The sequence below is a fragment of the Streptococcus parasanguinis genome, assembly GCF_031582885.1.
Taxonomy (GTDB): domain Bacteria; phylum Bacillota; class Bacilli; order Lactobacillales; family Streptococcaceae; genus Streptococcus; species Streptococcus parasanguinis_M.
Genome location: NZ_CP133988.1, coordinates 1695360 through 1715326 on the forward strand (window position 1 = coordinate 1695360; position 19967 = coordinate 1715326).

General features: G+C 42.4%; 20 protein-coding genes and 1 pseudogene. 1 reads left to right on the top strand and 20 read right to left on the bottom strand.

Going from position 1 to position 19967, the window contains the following annotated elements; translation table 11 throughout:
• Positions 1-12: 12 nt before the first annotated feature.
• From RDV49_RS08165 to RDV49_RS08260, 20 genes and pseudogenes are all read right to left on the bottom strand, one after another.
• On the bottom strand, positions 13-816 hold the full coding sequence (locus RDV49_RS08165) for an alpha/beta fold hydrolase (protein WP_003006815.1): 804 nt from the start codon (positions 814-816) through the stop codon (positions 13-15).
• A 129-nt stretch (positions 817-945) separates the two neighbouring features.
• Positions 946-1824, bottom strand: a complete 879-nt coding sequence (locus RDV49_RS08170; protein ID WP_223344482.1) for an aminoglycoside phosphotransferase family protein — start codon at positions 1822-1824, stop codon at positions 946-948.
• Positions 1825-1930: 106 nt separating this feature from the next.
• On the bottom strand, positions 1931-2539 hold the full coding sequence (locus RDV49_RS08175; protein ID WP_003006809.1) for a Type 1 glutamine amidotransferase-like domain-containing protein: 609 nt from the start codon (positions 2537-2539) through the stop codon (positions 1931-1933).
• Between the two features lie 166 nt (positions 2540-2705).
• On the bottom strand, positions 2706-3758 hold the full coding sequence (locus RDV49_RS08180; protein WP_003006806.1) for a DMT family transporter: 1053 nt from the start codon (positions 3756-3758) through the stop codon (positions 2706-2708).
• Positions 3759-4059: 301 nt separating this feature from the next.
• Positions 4060-4383, bottom strand: coding sequence for a TfoX/Sxy family protein (locus RDV49_RS08185; protein WP_003006804.1), 324 nt, complete (start codon positions 4381-4383; stop codon positions 4060-4062).
• A 21-nt stretch (positions 4384-4404) separates the two neighbouring features.
• Positions 4405-4545: pseudogene (locus RDV49_RS08190) on the bottom strand (VOC family protein); the annotation flags it as partial.
• A gap of 119 nt (positions 4546-4664) precedes the next feature.
• Positions 4665-5156: a hypothetical protein gene (locus RDV49_RS08195; RefSeq protein WP_003006801.1), complete on the bottom strand. Its 492-nt coding sequence runs from the start codon at positions 5154-5156 to the stop codon at positions 4665-4667.
• Between the two features lie 2 nt (positions 5157-5158).
• The gene (locus RDV49_RS08200) at positions 5159-5332 is read right to left on the bottom strand and encodes a hypothetical protein (protein WP_223344487.1); all 174 of its coding nucleotides are present in this window, start codon (positions 5330-5332) and stop codon (positions 5159-5161) included.
• A gap of 32 nt (positions 5333-5364) precedes the next feature.
• Positions 5365-6723, bottom strand: a complete 1359-nt coding sequence (gene rlmD, locus RDV49_RS08205; protein WP_003006794.1) for a 23S rRNA (uracil(1939)-C(5))-methyltransferase RlmD — start codon at positions 6721-6723, stop codon at positions 5365-5367.
• A gap of 62 nt (positions 6724-6785) precedes the next feature.
• A complete protein-coding gene (locus tag RDV49_RS08210; protein WP_003006791.1) occupies positions 6786-8099 on the bottom strand; it encodes an LCP family protein in 1314 nt (437 codons plus the stop codon).
• On the bottom strand, positions 8096-8950 hold the full coding sequence (gene pheA / locus RDV49_RS08215; RefSeq protein ID WP_003006788.1) for a prephenate dehydratase: 855 nt from the start codon (positions 8948-8950) through the stop codon (positions 8096-8098). Before pheA ends, RDV49_RS08210 begins: the two co-directional genes overlap by 4 nt.
• Positions 8941-9426: a shikimate kinase gene (locus RDV49_RS08220; RefSeq protein WP_003006785.1), complete on the bottom strand. Its 486-nt coding sequence runs from the start codon at positions 9424-9426 to the stop codon at positions 8941-8943. Before RDV49_RS08220 ends, pheA begins: the two co-directional genes overlap by 10 nt.
• On the bottom strand, positions 9419-10702 hold the full coding sequence (gene aroA / locus RDV49_RS08225; RefSeq protein WP_037607831.1) for a 3-phosphoshikimate 1-carboxyvinyltransferase: 1284 nt from the start codon (positions 10700-10702) through the stop codon (positions 9419-9421). Before aroA ends, RDV49_RS08220 begins: the two co-directional genes overlap by 8 nt.
• 172 nt (positions 10703-10874) lie before the next feature.
• A complete protein-coding gene (locus RDV49_RS08230) occupies positions 10875-11213 on the bottom strand; it encodes a YlbF/YmcA family competence regulator (RefSeq protein ID WP_003006778.1) in 339 nt (112 codons plus the stop codon).
• Between the two features lie 100 nt (positions 11214-11313).
• Positions 11314-12420 (bottom strand): prephenate dehydrogenase, encoded by a 1107-nt coding sequence (locus RDV49_RS08235; protein ID WP_003006775.1) that lies wholly within the window; start codon positions 12418-12420, stop codon positions 11314-11316.
• A gap of 16 nt (positions 12421-12436) precedes the next feature.
• Positions 12437-13603 carry a chorismate synthase gene (gene aroC / locus RDV49_RS08240; protein WP_003006772.1) on the bottom strand — a complete coding sequence of 389 codons (1167 nt, stop codon included), beginning with the start codon at positions 13601-13603 and terminating at the stop codon, positions 12437-12439.
• 6 nt (positions 13604-13609) lie between these two features.
• Positions 13610-14683, bottom strand: a complete 1074-nt coding sequence (gene aroB / locus RDV49_RS08245; protein ID WP_037607829.1) for a 3-dehydroquinate synthase — start codon at positions 14681-14683, stop codon at positions 13610-13612.
• 162 nt (positions 14684-14845) lie between these two features.
• Positions 14846-15718: a shikimate dehydrogenase gene (gene aroE / locus RDV49_RS08250; protein WP_003006764.1), complete on the bottom strand. Its 873-nt coding sequence runs from the start codon at positions 15716-15718 to the stop codon at positions 14846-14848.
• The gene (gene aroD, locus RDV49_RS08255; RefSeq protein ID WP_003006761.1) at positions 15708-16385 is read right to left on the bottom strand and encodes a type I 3-dehydroquinate dehydratase; all 678 of its coding nucleotides are present in this window, start codon (positions 16383-16385) and stop codon (positions 15708-15710) included. Before aroD ends, aroE begins: the two co-directional genes overlap by 11 nt.
• Complete coding sequence (locus RDV49_RS08260) at positions 16382-17545, bottom strand: class I SAM-dependent rRNA methyltransferase (protein WP_003006758.1); 1164 nt, start codon at positions 17543-17545, stop codon at positions 16382-16384. Before RDV49_RS08260 ends, aroD begins: the two co-directional genes overlap by 4 nt.
• 230 nt (positions 17546-17775) lie before the next feature.
• Here RDV49_RS08260 and RDV49_RS08265 point away from each other — a divergent pair, with 230 nt between their 5' ends.
• Positions 17776-19935 carry an LTA synthase family protein gene (locus RDV49_RS08265; RefSeq protein WP_049474753.1) on the top strand — a complete coding sequence of 720 codons (2160 nt, stop codon included), beginning with the start codon at positions 17776-17778 and terminating at the stop codon, positions 19933-19935.
• Positions 19936-19967: the final 32 nt, after the last annotated feature.

Here is a 19967-nt window from a genome sequence, read left to right on the forward strand (position 1 = left end):
GATACCTCCTTATTACATATCAGATTCATTAAACATTTCCAATGAATCGCTCTTTAAAAATGGCACCACCAAATCAATCCACTCTTGAGGTAGATAAGCTGATAAATAGCCGTGGTTATAGCCTTTAGCTTCATACAGGATCGTATTGGGATGGAGCTGCTGAAATAATTTCGCCGATGCTTTCACACAGTTTAATTCTTTTTCACCGTAGATATACAGAACCTGCGCCTTACTAGCAGAAATCGTGTCCTTCAGCTTGTAACGCCCCATATAGGTTTTGTAAATAGTCACTAATGTTTTGATAGACGTCCTTGGCAGATCCTCCAAATAATATGCTTTTATCTCCAATGGATAAGCCAGTTTAGGATAGAGTTTGTTCATCATGTTTAATTGAAGTTTACAAGAGAATTTACTGAACATCAGTTTACCAAATAGTGATACTAGAAAGATGCTGAGTTTAGCTAACCCTGGTTGAGGAATACAGAGGCTTCCGTCTATGATGGCTTTCTCAGCTATCTCGCTGTCTAAGGACAAAAGCTCCATAGCAATTTGACCGCCAAGCGAAACACCACCAATCGCAAACAACTTTCCACCACAATTCTCTTTGATATAGTCTAGAATCTCCAAAGCAGAATCTTCCGTAGAAACATAATCAAGTTGATATTCTTCGCCGTGGCCATTCAAATTAGGTAAAATAACACGGTATTCTTCTGACAAGATCCGTGCTTGACGAAGATAATTCCACCAAGAACTGCCACCGCCATGTATCAGCAAGATAGAAGGCAAATTCTTATCACCAAATTCATGGAATTTCATATTTAAACTCCTTACTGTAAGACTTTAACTCGTAGTGATAAAAATCATCTGTTTTAAAGATAGTTAGATATATTTGAAATTGAGCAAATAATCCTGACATTTCGTCAAATTGATATTTAAGCTCTTTTATTATTCAGCCGTCTTCTTTGTCAAGTACCAACTAGGAATGATTTGCTTCATATCATCATACCATTCTAAAATTTCCTTAGCTTGATGTTGCATTACTGCTATTTCTTCAGCTCCGTATGGTACAGCCCATGGCAGAGCACCAACTAGGTTATTTAGAATATAGATAGCGAGAAGCTTCCAAAATAAATCCGGAACTTTATGATCAAAATATCCATCTATCATACCAGACGCAAAAGAGGGAGAGACTTGAGCAGACCATACAATACGATTGAATTCCTCCCAAGGATCTCCAAGATCAAATCGATCAAAGTCAATGACATAAATTTCTCCATCTTCACCAATCATGAAATTCCCGATATGATAATCTCCATGTTGGAAAACCTGAGGTCTATCTTTTAACAATTCTCGATTTGCTCTTAAAAAATCAATAAAAATCTGACCATTTTCGTATTGAACGGGACATTCTTTGTATTTGGAGATTTTGTCATCAATTTTTCGATTATAAAAGACCTCCCAATCTTCACGAACTTCTGTAATAGGGAGTGAATGAATTTTTTGAAGGATTCTTCCTACTTCTACTCCGTAAGTGTATTGTTGTTCTTTCGAAACAGTTAAAATGGTTTCTCTTGCATCATTCCCGTCTATCCATTCGTGTAAAGAATGCACTTCGTCATCGCAGAGTTCTATGCTAATCGGTTTACACATCGGAACTCCAAGAGAAGCCACCTTCTCCATCATTTCAAATTCAAATTTTTTAGAATCTAACTTCTCCTTATCAGAAACACGCAAGAAATATTTTTGCTGATTTTGATCTGTCACACAATATTTTTTATCATCTGACCAGCCTTTATTTATGGCTATCTTACTAATAAAATTCATCAAGCACTCTCCGATTCACTTTCCAACACTTCTTGCAATTTTCACTAGTAACCCATCCAGTTCGTCTACACTTTAGTATCCTAGATCCAGATTTACATAATGAAAATTAGTCAATTTTCTCTATGATGTTTCCAAGTTTATCCAATACAAGACAGGAATGATCATTTAGTGGAATTATGGGAACATCAACAAGTTCTTCAGCTCTATCCTTATTAGCTTTATCATTCCATGAATCATAATGGACACTAATTAAAAACTGACTAAAAAGTCCCAATCCATTTTTAATCTTTATCTGATGATCTGGATTATCATTAGGTGAGACATAGACTTTTTCTCCTAATAATAGGGCTCCTGCAGAAAATCCCATAACTTTCGCACCTTTATTCAGCATACGATCGATATAATTTTTGAACTGCTGATTGTCGTAAGTAGCTAAATACTTTTCCGTATTTCCACCACCGATGATGATGACATCAGCATCTAGATAGCTACCAAAATTAATCTGCTCAATGTCCAAGAGTAAGTAATCAGTGTTTAGGTTAGAAAAAAGGCTTTGGAAAACTTCCGTGTACTTTTTCATATACGGTTCCCAATTTTCTCGAAAAACTGTAAAAATGATAATTCTTTCGATCTTCCTTGATGACACAATTCTATTAACAATCGTATGGTTCTTTATCGGCGGATTTCCACCCATCAAAAAAATTTGTGCTTCCATTTTTTCTTTGTCCTTTCTCAAAAACGAGGCAAAGATGGTACTCTAACTTTTAATCTGTCCATACAAGTTTTACCGATAGCTCTCAGAAACTCTTCGCATCTACCGAATTTCAGAACAAAGGCAGCTCATTCTGATTTCATATCAGACTCTCGTAATAGTCTGTCTTCTATTTGCTTTTACCTATCTTTTCCTCTGCTAGACACTCTAGTTCCTCGATAGAATGACGATGCCTGTGCTTCTCTTCTGTTAGATAATGCTTGTGGACATGCGAATGCCTTACCGTATGCGTATGGGTACTTCCGCCATGGCTATGCGTGAATGTATGCTGGTGCTCATGGTCATGTTGGCGAATAAACGTATCGACTACCACTAAAGCAGAACCAATGACCATCACGATCAAGGCGATCACATACATCCAGGATAAGGATTCACTTAAAAATACAAAAGCAAGGAGAGCTCCGATCAAGGGATTGACAGCATAATAGGCACTGGTTTTAGCTGCTCCGAGAACATTCTGGGCTCTCACATACATGAAAATGCTGAGTCCGTAAGCCACAAAACCTAAAGCCAAGGCAATGGCGATATAGCCGATTCCTGGAAAGGACTCTCTTTTTATCAGAGCAATGACCAGAGCGCCAAGACCAGAGCATAGGCCTTTTAGCATCACAATTTGATAGGTGCTCTTTGATGATAGTTCTCTAGTGCAGTTATTTTCAAGTCCCCAGCAAACGGTAGCCATGATCACCAGCAAAGAACCATAAGAGAAATGAAAGCTATCTGTTCCTTCAAACGACAGCAGGATACTTGACAGGGTGATTAGTCCAATGGCCAGCCATAATCTTTTGGTTACAGCTTCTTTAAAGAGAATCAGTGCAATGACCGTCGTCGCCACAATTTCAAAATTCCCGAGAAGCGAGGCATTGGCAGAGGAACCATAGCTGATTCCAAGCATCAGAAAAATCGGTGCAGCAATATCGAGAACAATCATTCCGACAATATAGGGAAGTTCTGCTTTTGTCAGGCTCTCAGCTTTCTCCCTGTCCTTCTTATTAAAGAGTGACATCATACCAATACCAATCCCAGCACCGAGATACAGCAATGCTGCCATTGTAGTCGGGCCCACATACTGCAAAAGAACCTTTGATATCGGTACATTTATGGCATAAAAAACAGCTGCCAGAAAGGCAAACATAATTGCTTTGAGCTTATTTTTCTCCATCAATTTTACTCCTCTATTTCATTATTTCTGGTCATGACCTCTATATCACAGCCCAGATCCAAACCAAAGTATCACTCCATCCAAACAGGAATTCGCCTAGAACTCAAAAGGTTTGGGGAGTTCAAATCTCCAGTGGAGCTTTGAAACCTCTCGCCTTGAAATGTCAAAGCGAGTGGTTTAACTGCGTTTTATTAACAAACTTACACACTCAACATGCGCAGTCATCGAGAACATATTCACATACTTTTTAACGATCGCATAAGGTTATCGTTAAATGGTATAACCTAGATAAACTGAGATTTCATAATTTCTTTTTCTTTGGTTTTGGTGCAGGTAACTCATCATACATTGAATTAAATAAGCCGGTTAAATATTCTTTGTTGTCAACATCATCTACCAATAGCATTTCCTTTGCACCTTCATACGGCAATTCGTATTCTACATTCGGCATATACGCTATTGCAGTTTTGACAGGCTTCACTAAAAATCTATCATCATAAATCCCACCCATGATTTTCCCTCGATAATAAATTATATATTCACCCATCATTGCTCTATATGATATTTCTTCCAACTCAGACAATTGTTCTAAAATGAAATCTAAATATTCTTTACTTGAAGCCATTTTTGCTATCTCCCTTAATTACTAAAATTTCAGCAATCCATTTTCATCAAATTGAAAATTGGGTTCCCAAGAAACTTCCCAATAATATCCATCTAAATCCGAAAAATATGCGTGATATCCACCCCAGAAAAGTCCCTGTGGCTCTTTTACAATTTTTCCACCTGCTTTTCATTACTAATTCTAGTACTCGCCAATATAGTATAAATTAAATGACCAATAAAAATGAAGATAAAAATAACATAGCAGCCAGTCTTACAACTTACTACTTTTCATATGATAATTTACAAATGTCTTTCCAGCCACTCGATCTTTTTAAAATCCTTATTGTTATTGTGATCATTTCGATAGGAGTCTTGAGAAGAAGCTTTGTAAATACTTAGATACTGCTCCAGACTTGGAAGACGAAAAGTGATGCCTTCAGTGTGAATAAGCTCTATATCCGATTCCGAAACTCCTGCAAAATCAGGTAAGGAATCGATACTTCCAAATTCAACACTCACTCGATCCTTTTGGAATTCATGCTCATGAATATCTATTAAGACGTAGCCTAAGTCTTTCATCACTTTCATTATCTTGTCCCAGTCATAAATTCTGATATGATCAGGCGCTTCCCAACCTCTAGGGTCACCAGGCACATGAATGTCAATGTCAGACGGCCCCCAATTTTCTTTCGTTCTAAACTCCAATCCCAAAGACCCCATCAGTGTCGGTGTAATTCCGACTCGATTTAAATGGAAACAAATGGTTTTAAATTCTTCAAATAAGAGACTCATTTTTACTCTAAACCTTTCATATAAATCTTCGTTATTTCTACTTTATTACCTTGAACAAAATCATCTTCATTTTCTAGAGTATATCCAGTTATTTTGGATACAAATTCTTTTCCTTCTTTTAAGGACCCAAATGCGACTAGATTTTTATAGGAAGGATTTTGATATAATTCCAACATATACATATCTACTCCTTCTGATTTTTGAACGATTATCCACATTTCACTAACAAACTTACACACTCCACGTGATGTGTTTGTGGAAATAAATCCACCGGCTGGACTTTCTTCAATTCGTAGCCCAACTCTTGGTAGAGTTTGATATCACGCGCCATGGTGGCGACGTTACAGGAGATATAGGCGATACGGTCAGCTCCTGTTTGGGCGCTTGCTTTGATAAAGCTTTCGGTCAAGCCCTTGCGTGGCGGGTCAACTAGGATGGCGGTTGGTTGGATGCCTTCCTTGAGCCAATTCTTCATGGCATTTTCAGCTGTGTCACAGACATAGTGGGCATTGGTGATATTGTTTAATGCAGCATTCTTCTGGCTATTCTCTACCGCTTCTGGGATGACTTCGACCCCGTAGACTTCCTTGACATGCTTGGCAACTGATAGGCCAATGGTCCCGATTCCTGAGTAGGCATCAATCACCACATCATCTTCTCTTAACTCCGCAAAGTCAATGGCTGTCTGATAGAGCTTCTCTGCCATTTCGGTATTGACCTGATAAAAGGCTGGTCCAGAGATTTGGAAGCTATTGCCCAACATTTGATCCGTAATATAGTCTTGACCATAGAGAACCCGCCATTCTTTTCCAAAAATGGCATTGGTATTCTGATCATTAATATTTTGCATGACGGATTTGATGGCTGGGAATTGCTTGATCAACTGCTCGATCAACTGGTCCACACGGAACACCTTGGGACGAGTGGTGACCAAAATGACCATGATTTCTCCTGAATGATGTCCTCGACGAACCACAAGATTTCGAATTAAGCCAGATTGTTCCTGCTCATCATAAGGCTTGAGGTCAAAACGACGAATCAAATCCCTAAGTGCCAAGACCACTTGGTCAATGACGGGATCTTGGATATAAAAGTCTTCAATCGGCATCAAATCATGAGAGTTCTTCCGAAAGAAGCCTGTTTCGACCTGACCATTGACACGACGTACAGGGACTTGGGCCTTGTTACGATACTGGACAGGATGGTCCATCCCCAAAGTCAGGGGAACGTCGATATCGGAGATTCCTGCCATCTTGTAAAGGCTATCCTTGACCTGCTTGGCCTTGAATTTCAGCTGCTCCGGATAAGCTAGGTGACCTAAGTCGGCGATTCCGCTTCGTAAATAGGCAAGATCAAGCTCTTCATTGCGGTGAGGCGATTTTTCTAGGTATTCCTCTACTTTTCCGTAGCCGATCTTTTTGTTGACTTTAAGCACGCGCATGCGGATAACTTCTCCTGGCAGGGCATTCTCCACAAAAAAGACCAGGCCATCGACCTTAGCCACTCCTGCTCCTTCATGGGTCAAATCGACAATCTCAACGGTTACAATTTCATTTTTCTTTAACATGGTGTTCTATCTTTCTACAAATTAAAAGGGGTGGAGTCCAAAACTCCTATCCCCTTATTATATCATCTCAGTCCCATTTGGTACAATTTCTTTTTATATGCATCGAAATCGACGAGCAAGCCTTGGCCACCGTACATATCGTAGGCATCGACCCAATCCCCATTTTCTGGGATGGTCACTCGTTCAATTCCTTTTCCAGCACTACCGACTAGGCCAAGTCCATTAGTCAATAGGAAGGAGAAAGGAACATTGGTAGACGTCATAGCAAAGACTTTCCCGAGGGCTTCTGATCCCGTAAAGAGTTTGGTTGGATCCTTGATCTGATGCATGATAGCAGACATGACCTCTTGCTGGCGACGGGTCCGGCCAAAGTCCCCTTCATCGTCCTTACGGAAACGCGAGTAATTGAGAAGAGTCCGGCCATCCATCCGTTGCTTTCCAACCTTGATGGTTTGTTGCGGAACGACGCCGTCTTTCATGTTCAAATCGTCTGGCACTTCCACTTCACTGACCTTTTCGCCATCAACCGTTGAAAACTGCGCATTCATCTCGACCCCATTTGGGAAGAGGGTATCGATCGCTGTCGCAAAGGTCTTGAAATCGACCATGGCGTAATATTGGATGTCAATGTCAAAGTTATCTTTGAGCATCTGACGCACCAATTCAGCCCCTTGGTTGTTATTTTGCTCACCGATGGTGAAGGCAGTATTGAGCTTCTGGTCATAGTAGCCATCATATTCAGGAATATTTTGCTGGCTCACTCCATCAATATGGACCAGTGTATCCCGCATGAAGCTGACCATCTTGATCTTGCCTTCTTTGTTATTGACATTGACCACCATGATGGAGTCTGTCCGGGTTTCATCTGACTTCTCACCGATCCGACCATCTGTCCCCAAGATCAGGATATTGACCCCATCTCGTGACTTCTTGCCGTTAAATTTCTCGACGACAGCAGGCTTGGCATCTTTCCCAGCTGGTTTACTGTTGAGGCCTTTCACAAACATAAAGACCATGCCACCGATAATGAGCAAGAAAAAGAGAGCTATCCACTTGAGGATCCGCTTGACGCGGATCTTTTTCCGTGGTTTCTTAGGTAGATCGCTCGTCGCAGCAACTACTTTTTTCTTTGTTTTTTTGCTACGTGATTGGTAAACAGGAAGGTCACCAATCGGTTCAGCAATCTCACCTTGCACTTCTTCTGTAGCGTCTACCTCAGGTTGAAGGGCTTCTGCTTCCTCATAAGCTCCTTGGCTCTTCTTGAGCAGGTAATTGTATTCTAGTTGTTCTCGTTCATTCAAATAATGAAAATTTGAGTATAAGTACTCTAATCGCTTTCGCTCATGGTGAGATAGAAAGTTGGATTCGTTACTCATCTTTTCTCCATTCCGTTATCTTTTAAGGTATAGACCTGATACTGACCCAAGACTTTTGTCTGAATGCCCAAACTGTCTAATTCTTGATAGGCAAATTGCAAAAGATCAGGCGCTTCATTTAGGAGGTCAATAATGAAAAAGTATTCTCCTAAAGCTGTTTTTAGGGGGCGACTTTCAATTTTGGTTAAATTGATCCCCCGCCAAGCAAAGGTGGACAAACCCTTATAAAGGGCTCCTGCTAGGTTACTTGGCAAGGTCAAGGCCAAGCTAACTTTTTGAAGGGTCGGACTTAAAGTTTCTGAGACCGCTGGCTCTGTTGCCCCTAAAATCCAAAAACGTGTATAATTGTCCTCGATTTCTTGGATGTCTTTGGCCTGGACTTCCAAGCCATACTCACTAGCTGCTGCCAGAGGGGCAATAGCTGCAATTTCCAAGTCTGGATGTTCTGCTACATAGCGAGCTGCATAGGCTGTTGAAGCCGTCATTTCCATGGCCACATCCGGATAATGGGCTCTTAGAAAAGCCTTCCCTTGGGCCAAGGCCTGTGGATGCGAATAGACCGTTCGAATAGGCCGATCTTTTTTAGCTACCAAGAGCTGTTGTTTGATGGGATAGACCACTTCTGCAACGGCCTGGATGGTCCCTTGGTGAAAGAGGTAATCAAGGGTCTCATGGACACTGCCTTCAATAGAGTTTTCAACTGGGACAACCGCAAAATCGATCTCTTGATTCTCATAAGCCTTGATGACATCTGTGATCGTTCGATAGGCGATGCGTTCAGAAGTTGGAAAGCTATGAGTGGCCACATCATGGGTAAAAGATCCCTTAGGACCAAGATAGCCTACAAGCATCGAATGATCTCCGCAATTTCTTCAGGTGTTTTGTCCTCGACATCCACAATATGAGTAGCAATATCCTCATACAAAGGCAAACGACCATCAAAAATCTTCTTAAATTCTTCTTTGGTGTTGTTTAAAAAGAGGGGACGTTGCATGGCTTTGTCATTTTGAATCCGTCTGTACAAGGTTTCAAAATCTACCCGCAAATAAATGTTGTGAGGGTTTTTTTCCAAGAGCGTACGGTTATGAGGATTGACCACAATCCCTCCTCCAGGGGAGATGATGGCCGCCTCGTTTTCCAATAAACGCTCCAGCATTTCAGCCTCGCGACGTCGAAAGGCTGCTTCTCCTTCCACTGCGAAATAGTCATTGATCGACATACCGATCTCTTCAACAATTAATTCATCCATATCATGGAACTTTGGATCAAGAATGCGACCAACGGTCGTTTTCCCAGCTCCCATAAAACCAAGTAAAATTTTAGCCATGCAGTAATGTCTCCAAATCTTCAAAAAAACTAGGGTAACTGGTGTTGATGGCCTCTGCCCGATCCAACACCACATTTCCATCTCTCACCAATAAGGCAGCAATGGCAGCCATCATCCCAATCCGGTGATCTCCAAAGGTCTCTAAGTCAGCTCCTTGTAGGGGGGTCGGTCCAGTGATGATCATACCGTCTTCCGTTGGCACGACATTGGCTCCCATGGCATTAAGACTATCTGCTACGACCTGGATACGGTCCGTTTCTTTCACACGAAGCTCCTCAGCATCCGCAATCACGGTCTGACCAGTTGCTTGTGTCGCTAGTAACGCAATAATCGGCAATTCATCAATCAAGCGTGGAATCAACTCCCCATCAATCCGAATCCCTTTTAAGGACGAAGTCTTGACAGTGAGGCTTGCAGAGACCGCTTTTTCATCGCGATCCTCAATGGTGAGATCTCCCCCCATTTCTTGAATCACATCGAGAATCCCTGTCCGCGTTTGGTTGATGCCCACATTTTCAATCTTGATCACACTCTCTGGAAGAATGAGGCCAGCCACTAACCAAAAGGCTGCACTAGAAATATCTCCAGGAACGATGACTTCTTGACCTTGGAACTCTTGTCCACCCTGGATGCGAATGGTTTTTTCGTCTACCTGGATCTCCCCACCAAATTGGCGAATCATATCCTCCGTATGGTCACGCGTCTTTTCCTTCTCGATAATGGTCGATTCACCCTCAGCCTGAAGAGCAGCAAAGATGAGAGCCGACTTGACTTGAGCCGATGCGACTGGCAAATGGTAATAAATCGGTTGAAGCTGTTGCGTCCCTTTTTCATGCAAAGGCGGGCAATCACGCTCTCCATGACCAGCAATCTCTACCCCCATCTGACGCAGTGGAATCGCGACACGATCCATGGGACGTTTGGAAAGACTATCGTCTCCGACCATGGTTACTGAAAAATCCTGACCTGCTAAGACACCTGAAATCAAACGAATAGACGTTCCTGAATTCCCCATATCAAGGGGAGATGTCGGAGCTTTAAGACCTTGAAAGCCTACCCCTTGGATCCGAATCACATCCCCATCATCCTGGATGGAGACTCCCAAATCTCGAAACACCTGGATCGTAGAGAGCACATCTTCGCCTCGCAAGATATCATAGACCTTGGTTTCGCCTGTTGCGAGACTTCCAAAAATAATGGATCGGTGACTAATCGATTTGTCACCAGGGACACGAATAATGCCCCTTAGGCCCTTGCTATTGGTTCTTAATTTCATTGCCTTCTCCAGAGTGCTTTTCCACATATTCTATCATAAATAGGACATGAATTCAATTTTTGATCAAAAATTTGGAACAAAAAACGAATGTTTCCAAGCATTTTTTGAGCTTGTTTTTCTCTAGTGGCGAACGAAAATACCAGAGTCGAAATGACAACTCTGGTAGAAATTTCTATTTGTATAAATCTTGAATCGGCTCAAAGATGATCTTTTCAAGATCTGCAAGATAAATAGACAATTGTTGTTGTTTGGTGAAAAATTCATTCACAATTGGACTTGCTTGGATTTTTTCCATATAGTCCTTCATTTCTTGTTGCACAGCTTCTGTTGGAAGTTTACCGGATTGCATCAAGCCTTGCAGTTGATTTTGGAAAGCGACGTATTCGTCAAACAGCGTTTTCGCTTCTGGATTTGCTTCGATCGCTTGCTTGCTTTCTACGACAGCCTTGTATTCAGGAAGGTCTCGCAGGGTCCGAGAGAGTTCGTTTGCTACATCATAAATATTTGCCATTTTATGGGCTCCTTTACTGATAAGATACTTCTATTATACTGCTTTTCCTTCAATATTCCTAAAATGAAGCAGGCCTTTTGATGCAAATCCTTCTGTAGACCTAGCGAGCAAGGACGGTATAAGACGTCGCTTGGCTGATCAATGCTTGGGCCCGCTCCTGATCTTCTGCATTTTTAAAGGTCAACTGCAAAATCCCGTGGATATCTTCACGATTCTCTTCATTGATGTGAATATTGACCAAGGAAATCCCTTGTAGAAGTTGTAAGATTTCGAGGATCACACCTTCCTTATCAGGGACATCGATAAAGAGATCATAGGCACTATCGCGTCCAGCTCGCTGATGTATCTGCATTTCTTTTCGGTGCTTCCGCCCTTCATGGAAAAAGGTCCAAATGGCCTCTTCGTTATCTGCTTGGATGGTCTCAGCCACCTGATCCAAACGCTCTTTGAAATCTGCAATCCGCTCTAATATCGCTTGAGGGTTGGACAAAAGAATAGAAGTCCACATGCCTGACTCACTTTCCGCAATCCGGGTCATATCTCGAAAGCCACCAGCCGCAAAACGGCGGGTCATTTCATGCTCTTCCCCATAAGCTACGGCCTGCTCGACCAGTGTCGAGGCTAAAATATGAGGGAAATGGCTGATCTGGGAAGTCACTCGATCGTGTTCCTCGGCATCGATTTCAATAAATCGAGATCCCAATCCACTCAGAAGCTCTTTCAACTCTTCCATGGCACCCCCTGTGGTCAATCTGGAAGGGGTAAAAATATAATAAGCGTTCTCAAATAAGGTGGCATCTGCTGCTGCAGCACCTGTCTTATGACTACCAGCCATGGGATGTCCTCCCACAAAGCGTACATCCTTATCTGTAAACACTTTTTCAGCTTGTGCGACAATTTCTGCCTTGGTAGAGCCTGCATCTGTCACTAGTACCCGGTCTTTCAAATTAAGGCCTGCTAAGGTTTCTAAGTAAGATTTGGTTTGCTTGATGGGAAGGGCCAAAATAATGATATCTGCTAAAGGGGCAAAGGATGCGAAATCATCCGTCACTTGATCCACCATTCCCCTTTCAAGGGCGATGGTTCGAGAGGCTTCACTACGATTGTAACCAAGAACGGTCACATTTGGGTGGGCCCTCTTAATGCCTAGCGCGAGGGAAGTACCAATCAAGCCCAAGCCTGCAATATATACAACTTTCTTCTCCAAAGGAAAACTCTTTCTCTTAAAAATTCTTCGTAAAGTCCCGGTGCTTAGCAACAGCTTCTTTCAATTCTTCCAAGTTATCAGATGAGAATTTTTCAAGCACTTCTGTAGCAAGGACCGTTGCGACCACTGCTTCCATCACCACTCCTGCAGCTGGTAGAGCCGTTGGGTCGCTGCGCTCAACCGTCGCCTTATAAGGCTCATGAGTTTCAATATCCACACTCATCAAGGGTTTGTAGAGGGTTGGAATAGGCTTCATGACACCACGAACCAGAATCGGCTCACCGTTAGTCATACCTCCTTCAAAACCACCAAGATTATTGGTGCGACGGGTATAACCGGTGTCCTGAGACCAGATGATTTCATCCATGACTTGACTACCTTTTAGGCGACCTGCTTCAAAACCAAGGCCAAACTCAACACCCTTAAAGGCATTGATAGAGACCACTCCTTGAGCGATTTTGGCATCCAATTTCTTGTCCCATTGCACATAGGATCCCAGTCCAACAGGCACACCACCAACCAAGGTTTCCACAATTCCCCCGATAGTATCGCCATCTTTTTTCACTTGGTCAATGTAAGCCTTAACGGCTTCTTCTTGTTCTGGCACAACGATCGAAACTTCCGACTGACCTGCCTTTTCCTTGATTTCTGAAATGGTTAGATTCTCGGGAATTGCAATCTCGATTCCCCCAAAATTAACAATGTGGCTGGCTACTTCAACGCCGATCTCTTCTAAAATCCGTTTAGCAACTCCACCAACAGCTACACGCATGGTTGTCTCACGAGCAGAAGAACGCTCTAAGGAATTACGGAGATCATCGAAACGGTATTTGATCCCTCCGACTAGATCGGCATGACCAGGACGTGGCTTGGTGATCTTACGCAGATTTTTCTTTTTCTCTTCGACCGGTGCTACATTCATGATCTCCAGCCATTTTTGGTGATCCAGATTGGTCACGTTCAGAGCAATCGGACCTCCCATGGTCAAGCCATGACGGACCCCTGATGTGATCTCGACCCGGTCACTCTCAATTTTCATCCGAGCACCACGACCATAGCCACCTTGTCGACGTTTGAGCTCTTTATTAATATCCTCTTCAGATAAAGGAAGGCCTGCCGGAACCCCCTCGATGATGGCTGTTAATCGAGGCCCATGGGACTCTCCTGCTGTTAAATATCTCATACAACCTTATTCCTTTCTTTCTAAAAAGTCCTTCATTTCTTGAAGAGGGATTTGATGAATCGCTGCTTGCCCCAACTCTGGAACAATGACTAATTTCAAGTTCGTCCCACGCGCTTTTTTGTCATGGGTCAAGGCTTGATAAAGGGCTTCTTTATCCCAGTTCTCATAGGTCACAGGAAGGCCAAATTTCCGGCACATTTCTTCGATTTTTTGAGTGATTCCTTTTGGCATCAAGCTCTTTTCTTCTGCAACTCGGGAAAGCTGCACCATGCCCATACTGACGGCTTCTCCATGCATAACCTGCCCATAACCAGCTGTCGCTTCAATGGCATGCCCAATGGTATGACCAAAATTGAGATACAGTCGAATACCATTGTCCAACTCATCTGCCACCACATGGTCTCGCTTCACCAGGCAAGAATGGGAAATGATGCTCTCTGCATGCTCTAAAATACTCTCCACAGAACCATCCATGGCTTCCAATTCTTCCCAGAGTTCAGTATCTTGAATGAGACCGTACTTGATGACTTCGCCCATCCCCTCGATCAATTCACGTTGCCCCAAAGTGCTCAACACTTCAGGATCAATAAACACACCATCTGGTTGAGCAAAGGTCCCTACCATGTTTTTAGCAAGTGCTGTGTTGACTCCCGTCTTTCCCCCGATAGAGGAGTCCACCTGTGCGGTCAAGCTAGTCGGGATCTGAACAAAGGAAATTCCCCGCATATAGGTCGAGGCAGCAAAACCAGCCAAATCACCAACTACGCCACCCCCAAGAGCAACAATTCCATCACTGCGCGTCATGCCCTGGGTAGCTAGAAAGTCATAGACTTTTGAAACAGTGGTTAGATTCTTACTGGCTTCTCCTTGAAGAAACTCAAAGCGCACCACTTGAAAACCAGCTTTCTCAAGGCTCTTCTCTACGATAGAGGCATATAGCTTAGCCACGCGGTTATCGGAAATAATGGCGACTTTTTTATCGCCCCAAAGAGTGCGCAACCAGTCTCCAACCTGGTTGAGACCACCTCTTTCAATCACAATATCATAGGAATGTCCTGGAATAGGTACCGATACGTTCATAGGAATCTCCTTCGCGTTTTTCTTTGATTCTATCTTATCATGAAATAGGACACATGTCTCAATCAAAATGAAAAAGAGACTAGAGCAAGACTGTTTTTTTTTAAATCAGGTCTTGTTCTAATCTCATAAAGCTTTTTCAATAGGAAAAGGTAAACCCCTCTCTTAGTCACATACAAATTGGCGATATTCTGTTGTCAATGCTTCCCATACAGACTCTGTAGGAAATACTTTCCCAGTCATTAATTCAAAGGCTGCTTCAGCTTGATAAAAGAGCATTCCCAGCCCATTTACCCTCTGGTTTCCTTGATTCACTGCTAATTGCAGAAAGGGGGTCACTGCCGGATAGTAGGCCATCTCTACGATTAAGGCATGTGGGGGAAAGGTCAAGTGACTCGCTATCGGAAGAGACTGACCATCCATTCCAACACCAGTCGCATTTAAGATGAGATCGGCTTGATTAAAAGAGTTTTGAACGTCTTCATCTTTCTCAATCGCATACAATTCTATCATGAAATCAAAGGCATCTTCTAGCAACTGAACCTTGGAACGATAATGAACTAATCTCTCCTCTCTCACAAAGACAAGGATACGTTTCACACCTAGATGAATGGCCTGTGCAATAATCGCTAAAGCTGCACCACCTGCGCCTAAGAGAACCATTGTTTTTCCCTCAATAGAGAAAGCAGGAGGTAAACTACGAAAGAAACCAATTCCATCCGTATTATAGCCTTTAAGCTTGCCATCACGGTGAACAATGGTATTGACAGAACCGATCTTTCGGGCCATCTCATCCACTTCATCTAAGTAAGGAAAGACCTTCTGCTTGTAGGGCATGGAGATATTGGCCCCAATCATATCCAACTTACGAATTTGGCTGATGGTGCTTTCTAAGTCTTCTTCAGCAATATCCCAAGCTAGATAAGCAGCATTGGTCGCTGTTAATTCATAAGCTAGATTATGGATGAAAGGAGAAATACTATGACGAATGGGATGGGCAATGACCGCTGCCATCCGAGTATATCCGTCAATCTTCATTTAATAACTCCCGAATTCTTCTCATATTTTCAAGAGGAATTTGACCTGGGGCGCTTTCATCTCCGACTCTAGCATAAGACCAGGAAGAACCTGTCAAATCAGCTGTCAAGCGCGAAATCTTCCCGACCTTGCCCATGGAAATGGTTACATATTCTTGCTCAGGATTCAGCGTCTTGAAACCACGCGTATAATTCATCAAGTCAAGAACATCTTGTTCATTGTGGGCCATAACGGATACCTTGACCAATTTTGGAGAAAAGCTGGTCAATTCCGATAAGATCTCCATCATATTTTCCGGTGTCTCTTGGAAATTGTGATAGCTGAGAACAAGATTTGAAAATTCCAACATCTCTTCAAAGACTTCACGGTGACTATAAAACTCGAAATCGATATAATCTGGATGATAGATGGATTGAATATCTTTCAGGATCCCAACATATTCTTCATTAGTCAGCTCCATCTCTCCACCTTCAGATCGAGTCCGCAAGGTGAATAAAATTTCGCGTCCAGCAAATTTCTCAAAAACTGCAGGAGCGACGGTTAAGATCTCGCTTTTTTCTAAAAAGTCCGCACGCCACTCAATAACATCTGCATCCTCGTAACGCGAACTATCTAGTTGTTGCGCCTCTTCTAAGGAGCGAGGCATAATCGAAACAACTAACTTCATACATCCACCCTAATCGTAAATACTTTTAAGTAATTACTACTTTCTTCTTTCTTGTTCCATCGAAAATCACCCGGAAGTCCATATTCCGCTACATAGCGATGCTTACGACCTTGAAATCCCTTTTCGATTTGTTTTTTAAATTTATCTTTGGTCACATTTGCCGCATTGGTACTGAGAATCAAGGTCCCACCTGGATTTAAAATCTCAAGAGCCTCGCTGACCAATCGATGATAATCTTTAGCGACTGAAAATGTCCGTTTTTTATTCCGCGCAAAGCTAGGCGGATCAAGCACGATCACATCATAGCTTAGGTCATGGCGTTTGGCATATTTGTAATAGTCAAAGACATCCATCACGACAAAACGATGAGCATCCAACGCCAAGCCATTTGCCACAAAATGCGCTTCTGATAGTTCTCTACTTCTCTTAGCCAGATCGACCGATGTTGTCTCAACTGCTCCACCCATTGCCGCAGCCACAGAGAAGGCCGCCGTATAGGAGAACATATTGAGCAAGGACTTGCCAGCTGCTAAGCCCTCTACCAAGCTACCTCGAACTTCATGCTGATCCAAAAAAATTCCCGTCATCAAGCCATCATTGAGAAAGACTTGGTAAGAGACCCCATTTTCAAGAATCAAAAATTCTTGCGGAGCTTCTTCTCCATAGACATGAGCCGATTCATAGTCCAAGCCTTTAAAGCGAATCTTTTCATAGCCACCTCGGACTTCTGGAAAAGCTTCTTGAAAGGCCGCTAGAATGGTTTCCTTGATCTGAAATACGAAGGGATTGTACCAAGAAAAGACAACAAACTCACCATACAAGTCAACCGTGAAGCCACCAAAACCATCTCCCTCTTGGTTAAAAAGACGAAAGGCTGTCGTCGTTTCATCCGCATAATAAGAACGACGGTATTGCTTGGCTTTGATGAAAAGCTTTTTAAAAAAGTCTTGATCAAAAGCGACCAACTCTTGTGAAACAAACCATCCAATCCCTTTATTTTGTTCAGATAAGTATCCGACCCCGAGGGATTGTCCATCTCCTGAAAGCAATTGAACCGCTTGATCCAAAGCGGGAAGTGAGTCAAAATCTTGCTTTTCAAGAAGGGATTGTCCTTGTTTGATTTTTGTTGCGACTTGGCGACTAACTGTGAGTTTTTTCATATCCTCTATTATAGCAAAAGTCTGTGTTTTTCACAAAGGGAGGCTTTATTTACTAGAACTTTTTTTACCATTTTATTTCAGCTCTTATCCTTTAGCTTTTTACGATTTCATATCCCTGATCTTTCCTATTTCTTTCCTCTGCTTTACAGTCATTTTTTTCTTTCTCCATAAAATTGTGGTATACTTGTATATGAAAATTTTTAGGAAATAAGACAAGGAAGTAACATTTTGTGAAAAAAATTACGAATTCGATACTCAATTTCATGAGTACCAGACTAGGATTTGTCTTGACCCTTCTGTTGCTCTACTGGTTCAAAACCATGTGGGCCTATTCAGTTGATTTTAACTTAGACATTCAAGGACCCTATCAGATTTTTCTAGCAGTGATCAACCCATTGCCGATCAGTCTGCTCTTCATCGGTCTAGCACTCTATATCAAACGAACCAAGCTCTTTTATAGTTTGGCCTTTGGGATCTACCTTCTCTTATTTATTTGGTTGATTTCCAATTCCATCTATTATCGAGAGTTTACAGACTTCGTAACGGTCAATACCATGTTGGCTTCCAGCAAGGTTTCTGCCGGTCTCGGAGCTGCTGCTTTAGAATTGTTCCGCCCTTGGGATGTGATCTACATTCTAGATTTCCCTATCCTCGCTTTCTTCTTCTTTAAGAAATGGATTCGAATGGACAATCGTCCCTTCAATAAACGAGCTAGTTTTGCGGTTACCTCTTTATCGGCTATGCTCTTTTCGGCCAACCTTTTCCTCGCAGAAATTGACCGACCTGAGCTCTTGACTCGTGGGTTCTCAAACTACTATGTCGTTCGTGCCCTAGGATTACCAGCCTTTCTGGGGTATAGCGCTAATCAGACCTATGCTGCCAACAAAGAACGTTCCAAAGCCTCCGAAGCAGATCTAAAACCGGTGGAAGAATATATCCAACAGCATTACGCCAAGCCTAATCCTGAGTACTTTGGAATGGCCAAAGGCCGTAACGTCATCTACATTCACTTGGAAAGTTTCCAACAATTCTTGATCGATTACAAGTTGAAAGTAGACGATAAAGAATATGAAGTGACACCTTTCTTAAACTCACTTTACCACTCGAAAGAAACCTTTGCCTTTTCAAATGTCTTTAACCAAGTTAAGGCAGGGAAAACGTCTGATGCGGAGACCATGATTGAAACAGGCCTCTTCGGACTCAACCAAGGTTCCTTTATGGTGAACTATGGTGGAACCAATACCCAACAGGCTGCACCATTTATTCTTTCAAAAAATGGTTACAACTCAAGCGCTGTTTTCCACGGGAATGCTGGAAGTTTCTGGAATCGAAATACCGCCTATAAACAATGGGGCTACAATTACTTCTTTGATGCCAGCTACTTCACCAAACAAAACAGCAGCAATTCCTTCCAGTATGGTCTTAATGACAAATACATGCTCAAGGATTCCATCAAATACCTAGAAAGATTGCAACAGCCTTTCTATACGAAGTTCATTACGGTTTCCAACCACTATCCTTATACAACTAGCTTGTCAGGAGATGATCTCGGCTTCCCTCTAGCTAAGACTCAGGACGAAACCATCAATGGCTATTTTGCGACCGCTAACTACCTAGATTCTTCGATCAAGGCCTTCTTTGATTACCTGAAAGAATCTGGTCTTTACAAAAATTCCATCATCGTTCTCTATGGGGACCACTACGGAATTTCAAACTCCCGCAACCCAGCTCTTGCCCCTCTACTTGGTAAGAACTCTGAAACGTGGTCAAGCTATGACAATGCCATGTTGCAACGCGTTCCTTATATGGTAGTTATTCCTGGAATGGACAAGGGAGGCATTATCAACACCTATGGTGGCGAAATTGATATGCTCCCAACCTTGGAACATTTGCTAGGCATTGAATCCAACAAATTCCTCCAAGTTGGTCAAGATATGCTCTCACCAGATCATGATCAAATCGTAGCCTTCCGCTCCGCTAACTACTTTGTGACTCCTGAGTATACGAGCTATAGTGGCCGGACCTATTACACCAAAACAGGTGAGGAAATCACGAACCCAGACGAAAAAACCAAGGAAGAACTGGACAAGATTAGGGAGGCTGCTAACCTGCAATTGAAGATTAGCGATAGCATCCAGACCGGTGACCTCCTTCGCTTCTTCAAGGGCAATGATCTTGGAAAAGTCAATCCAGATGATTATTCCTACACTAATTCCTTCAAGGCATTGAAGAAGATTGAAAAGGAAAAAGGTGACAAATCAACCAGCCTTTATAACCAACGTGGCAATCAGTCCACCGTTGATCTCTTCAAGGCACCTACTTATAAAGAATTGCACCCAGAAGACGATAGTTCTTCCTCAACAGAGACCAGTAGCAGTTCTTCTAAATAAAGAGAATCCCTGAGTTTAAAAACTCAGGGATT

Bases quoted from the DNA above. Each gene is read 5' to 3' on its own strand.
- RDV49_RS08165 (WP_003006815.1), bottom strand. From the start codon at position 816: ATGAAATTCCATGAATTTGGTGATAAGAATTTGCCTTCTATCTTGCTG.
- RDV49_RS08200 (WP_223344487.1), bottom strand. From the start codon at position 5,332: ATGTTGGAATTATATCAAAATCCTTCCTATAAAAATCTAGTCGCATTT.
- aroB (WP_037607829.1), bottom strand. From the start codon at position 14,683: ATGAACGTATCGGTACCTATTCCAGGACATTCCTATGATATTGTGATT.
- RDV49_RS08185 (WP_003006804.1), bottom strand. From the start codon at position 4,383: ATGGCTTCAAGTAAAGAATATTTAGATTTCATTTTAGAACAATTGTCT.
- RDV49_RS08180 (WP_003006806.1), bottom strand. From the start codon at position 3,758: ATGGAGAAAAATAAGCTCAAAGCAATTATGTTTGCCTTTCTGGCAGCT.
- rlmD (WP_003006794.1), bottom strand. From the start codon at position 6,723: ATGTTAAAGAAAAATGAAATTGTAACCGTTGAGATTGTCGATTTGACC.
- aroE (WP_003006764.1), bottom strand. From the start codon at position 15,718: ATGAAGATTGACGGATATACTCGGATGGCAGCGGTCATTGCCCATCCC.
- RDV49_RS08210 (WP_003006791.1), bottom strand. From the start codon at position 8,099: ATGAGTAACGAATCCAACTTTCTATCTCACCATGAGCGAAAGCGATTA.
- RDV49_RS08220 (WP_003006785.1), bottom strand. From the start codon at position 9,426: ATGGCTAAAATTTTACTTGGTTTTATGGGAGCTGGGAAAACGACCGTT.
- RDV49_RS08170 (WP_223344482.1), bottom strand. From the start codon at position 1,824: ATGAATTTTATTAGTAAGATAGCCATAAATAAAGGCTGGTCAGATGAT.
- RDV49_RS08230 (WP_003006778.1), bottom strand. From the start codon at position 11,213: ATGGCAAATATTTATGATGTAGCAAACGAACTCTCTCGGACCCTGCGA.
- RDV49_RS08260 (WP_003006758.1), bottom strand. From the start codon at position 17,545: ATGAAAAAACTCACAGTTAGTCGCCAAGTCGCAACAAAAATCAAACAA.
- aroD (WP_003006761.1), bottom strand. From the start codon at position 16,385: ATGAAGTTAGTTGTTTCGATTATGCCTCGCTCCTTAGAAGAGGCGCAA.
- pheA (WP_003006788.1), bottom strand. From the start codon at position 8,950: ATGCTTGTAGGCTATCTTGGTCCTAAGGGATCTTTTACCCATGATGTG.
- aroC (WP_003006772.1), bottom strand. From the start codon at position 13,603: ATGAGATATTTAACAGCAGGAGAGTCCCATGGGCCTCGATTAACAGCC.
- RDV49_RS08175 (WP_003006809.1), bottom strand. From the start codon at position 2,539: ATGGAAGCACAAATTTTTTTGATGGGTGGAAATCCGCCGATAAAGAAC.
- aroA (WP_037607831.1), bottom strand. From the start codon at position 10,702: ATGAAATTAAGAACCAATAGCAAGGGCCTAAGGGGCATTATTCGTGTC.
- RDV49_RS08195 (WP_003006801.1), bottom strand. From the start codon at position 5,156: ATGAGTCTCTTATTTGAAGAATTTAAAACCATTTGTTTCCATTTAAAT.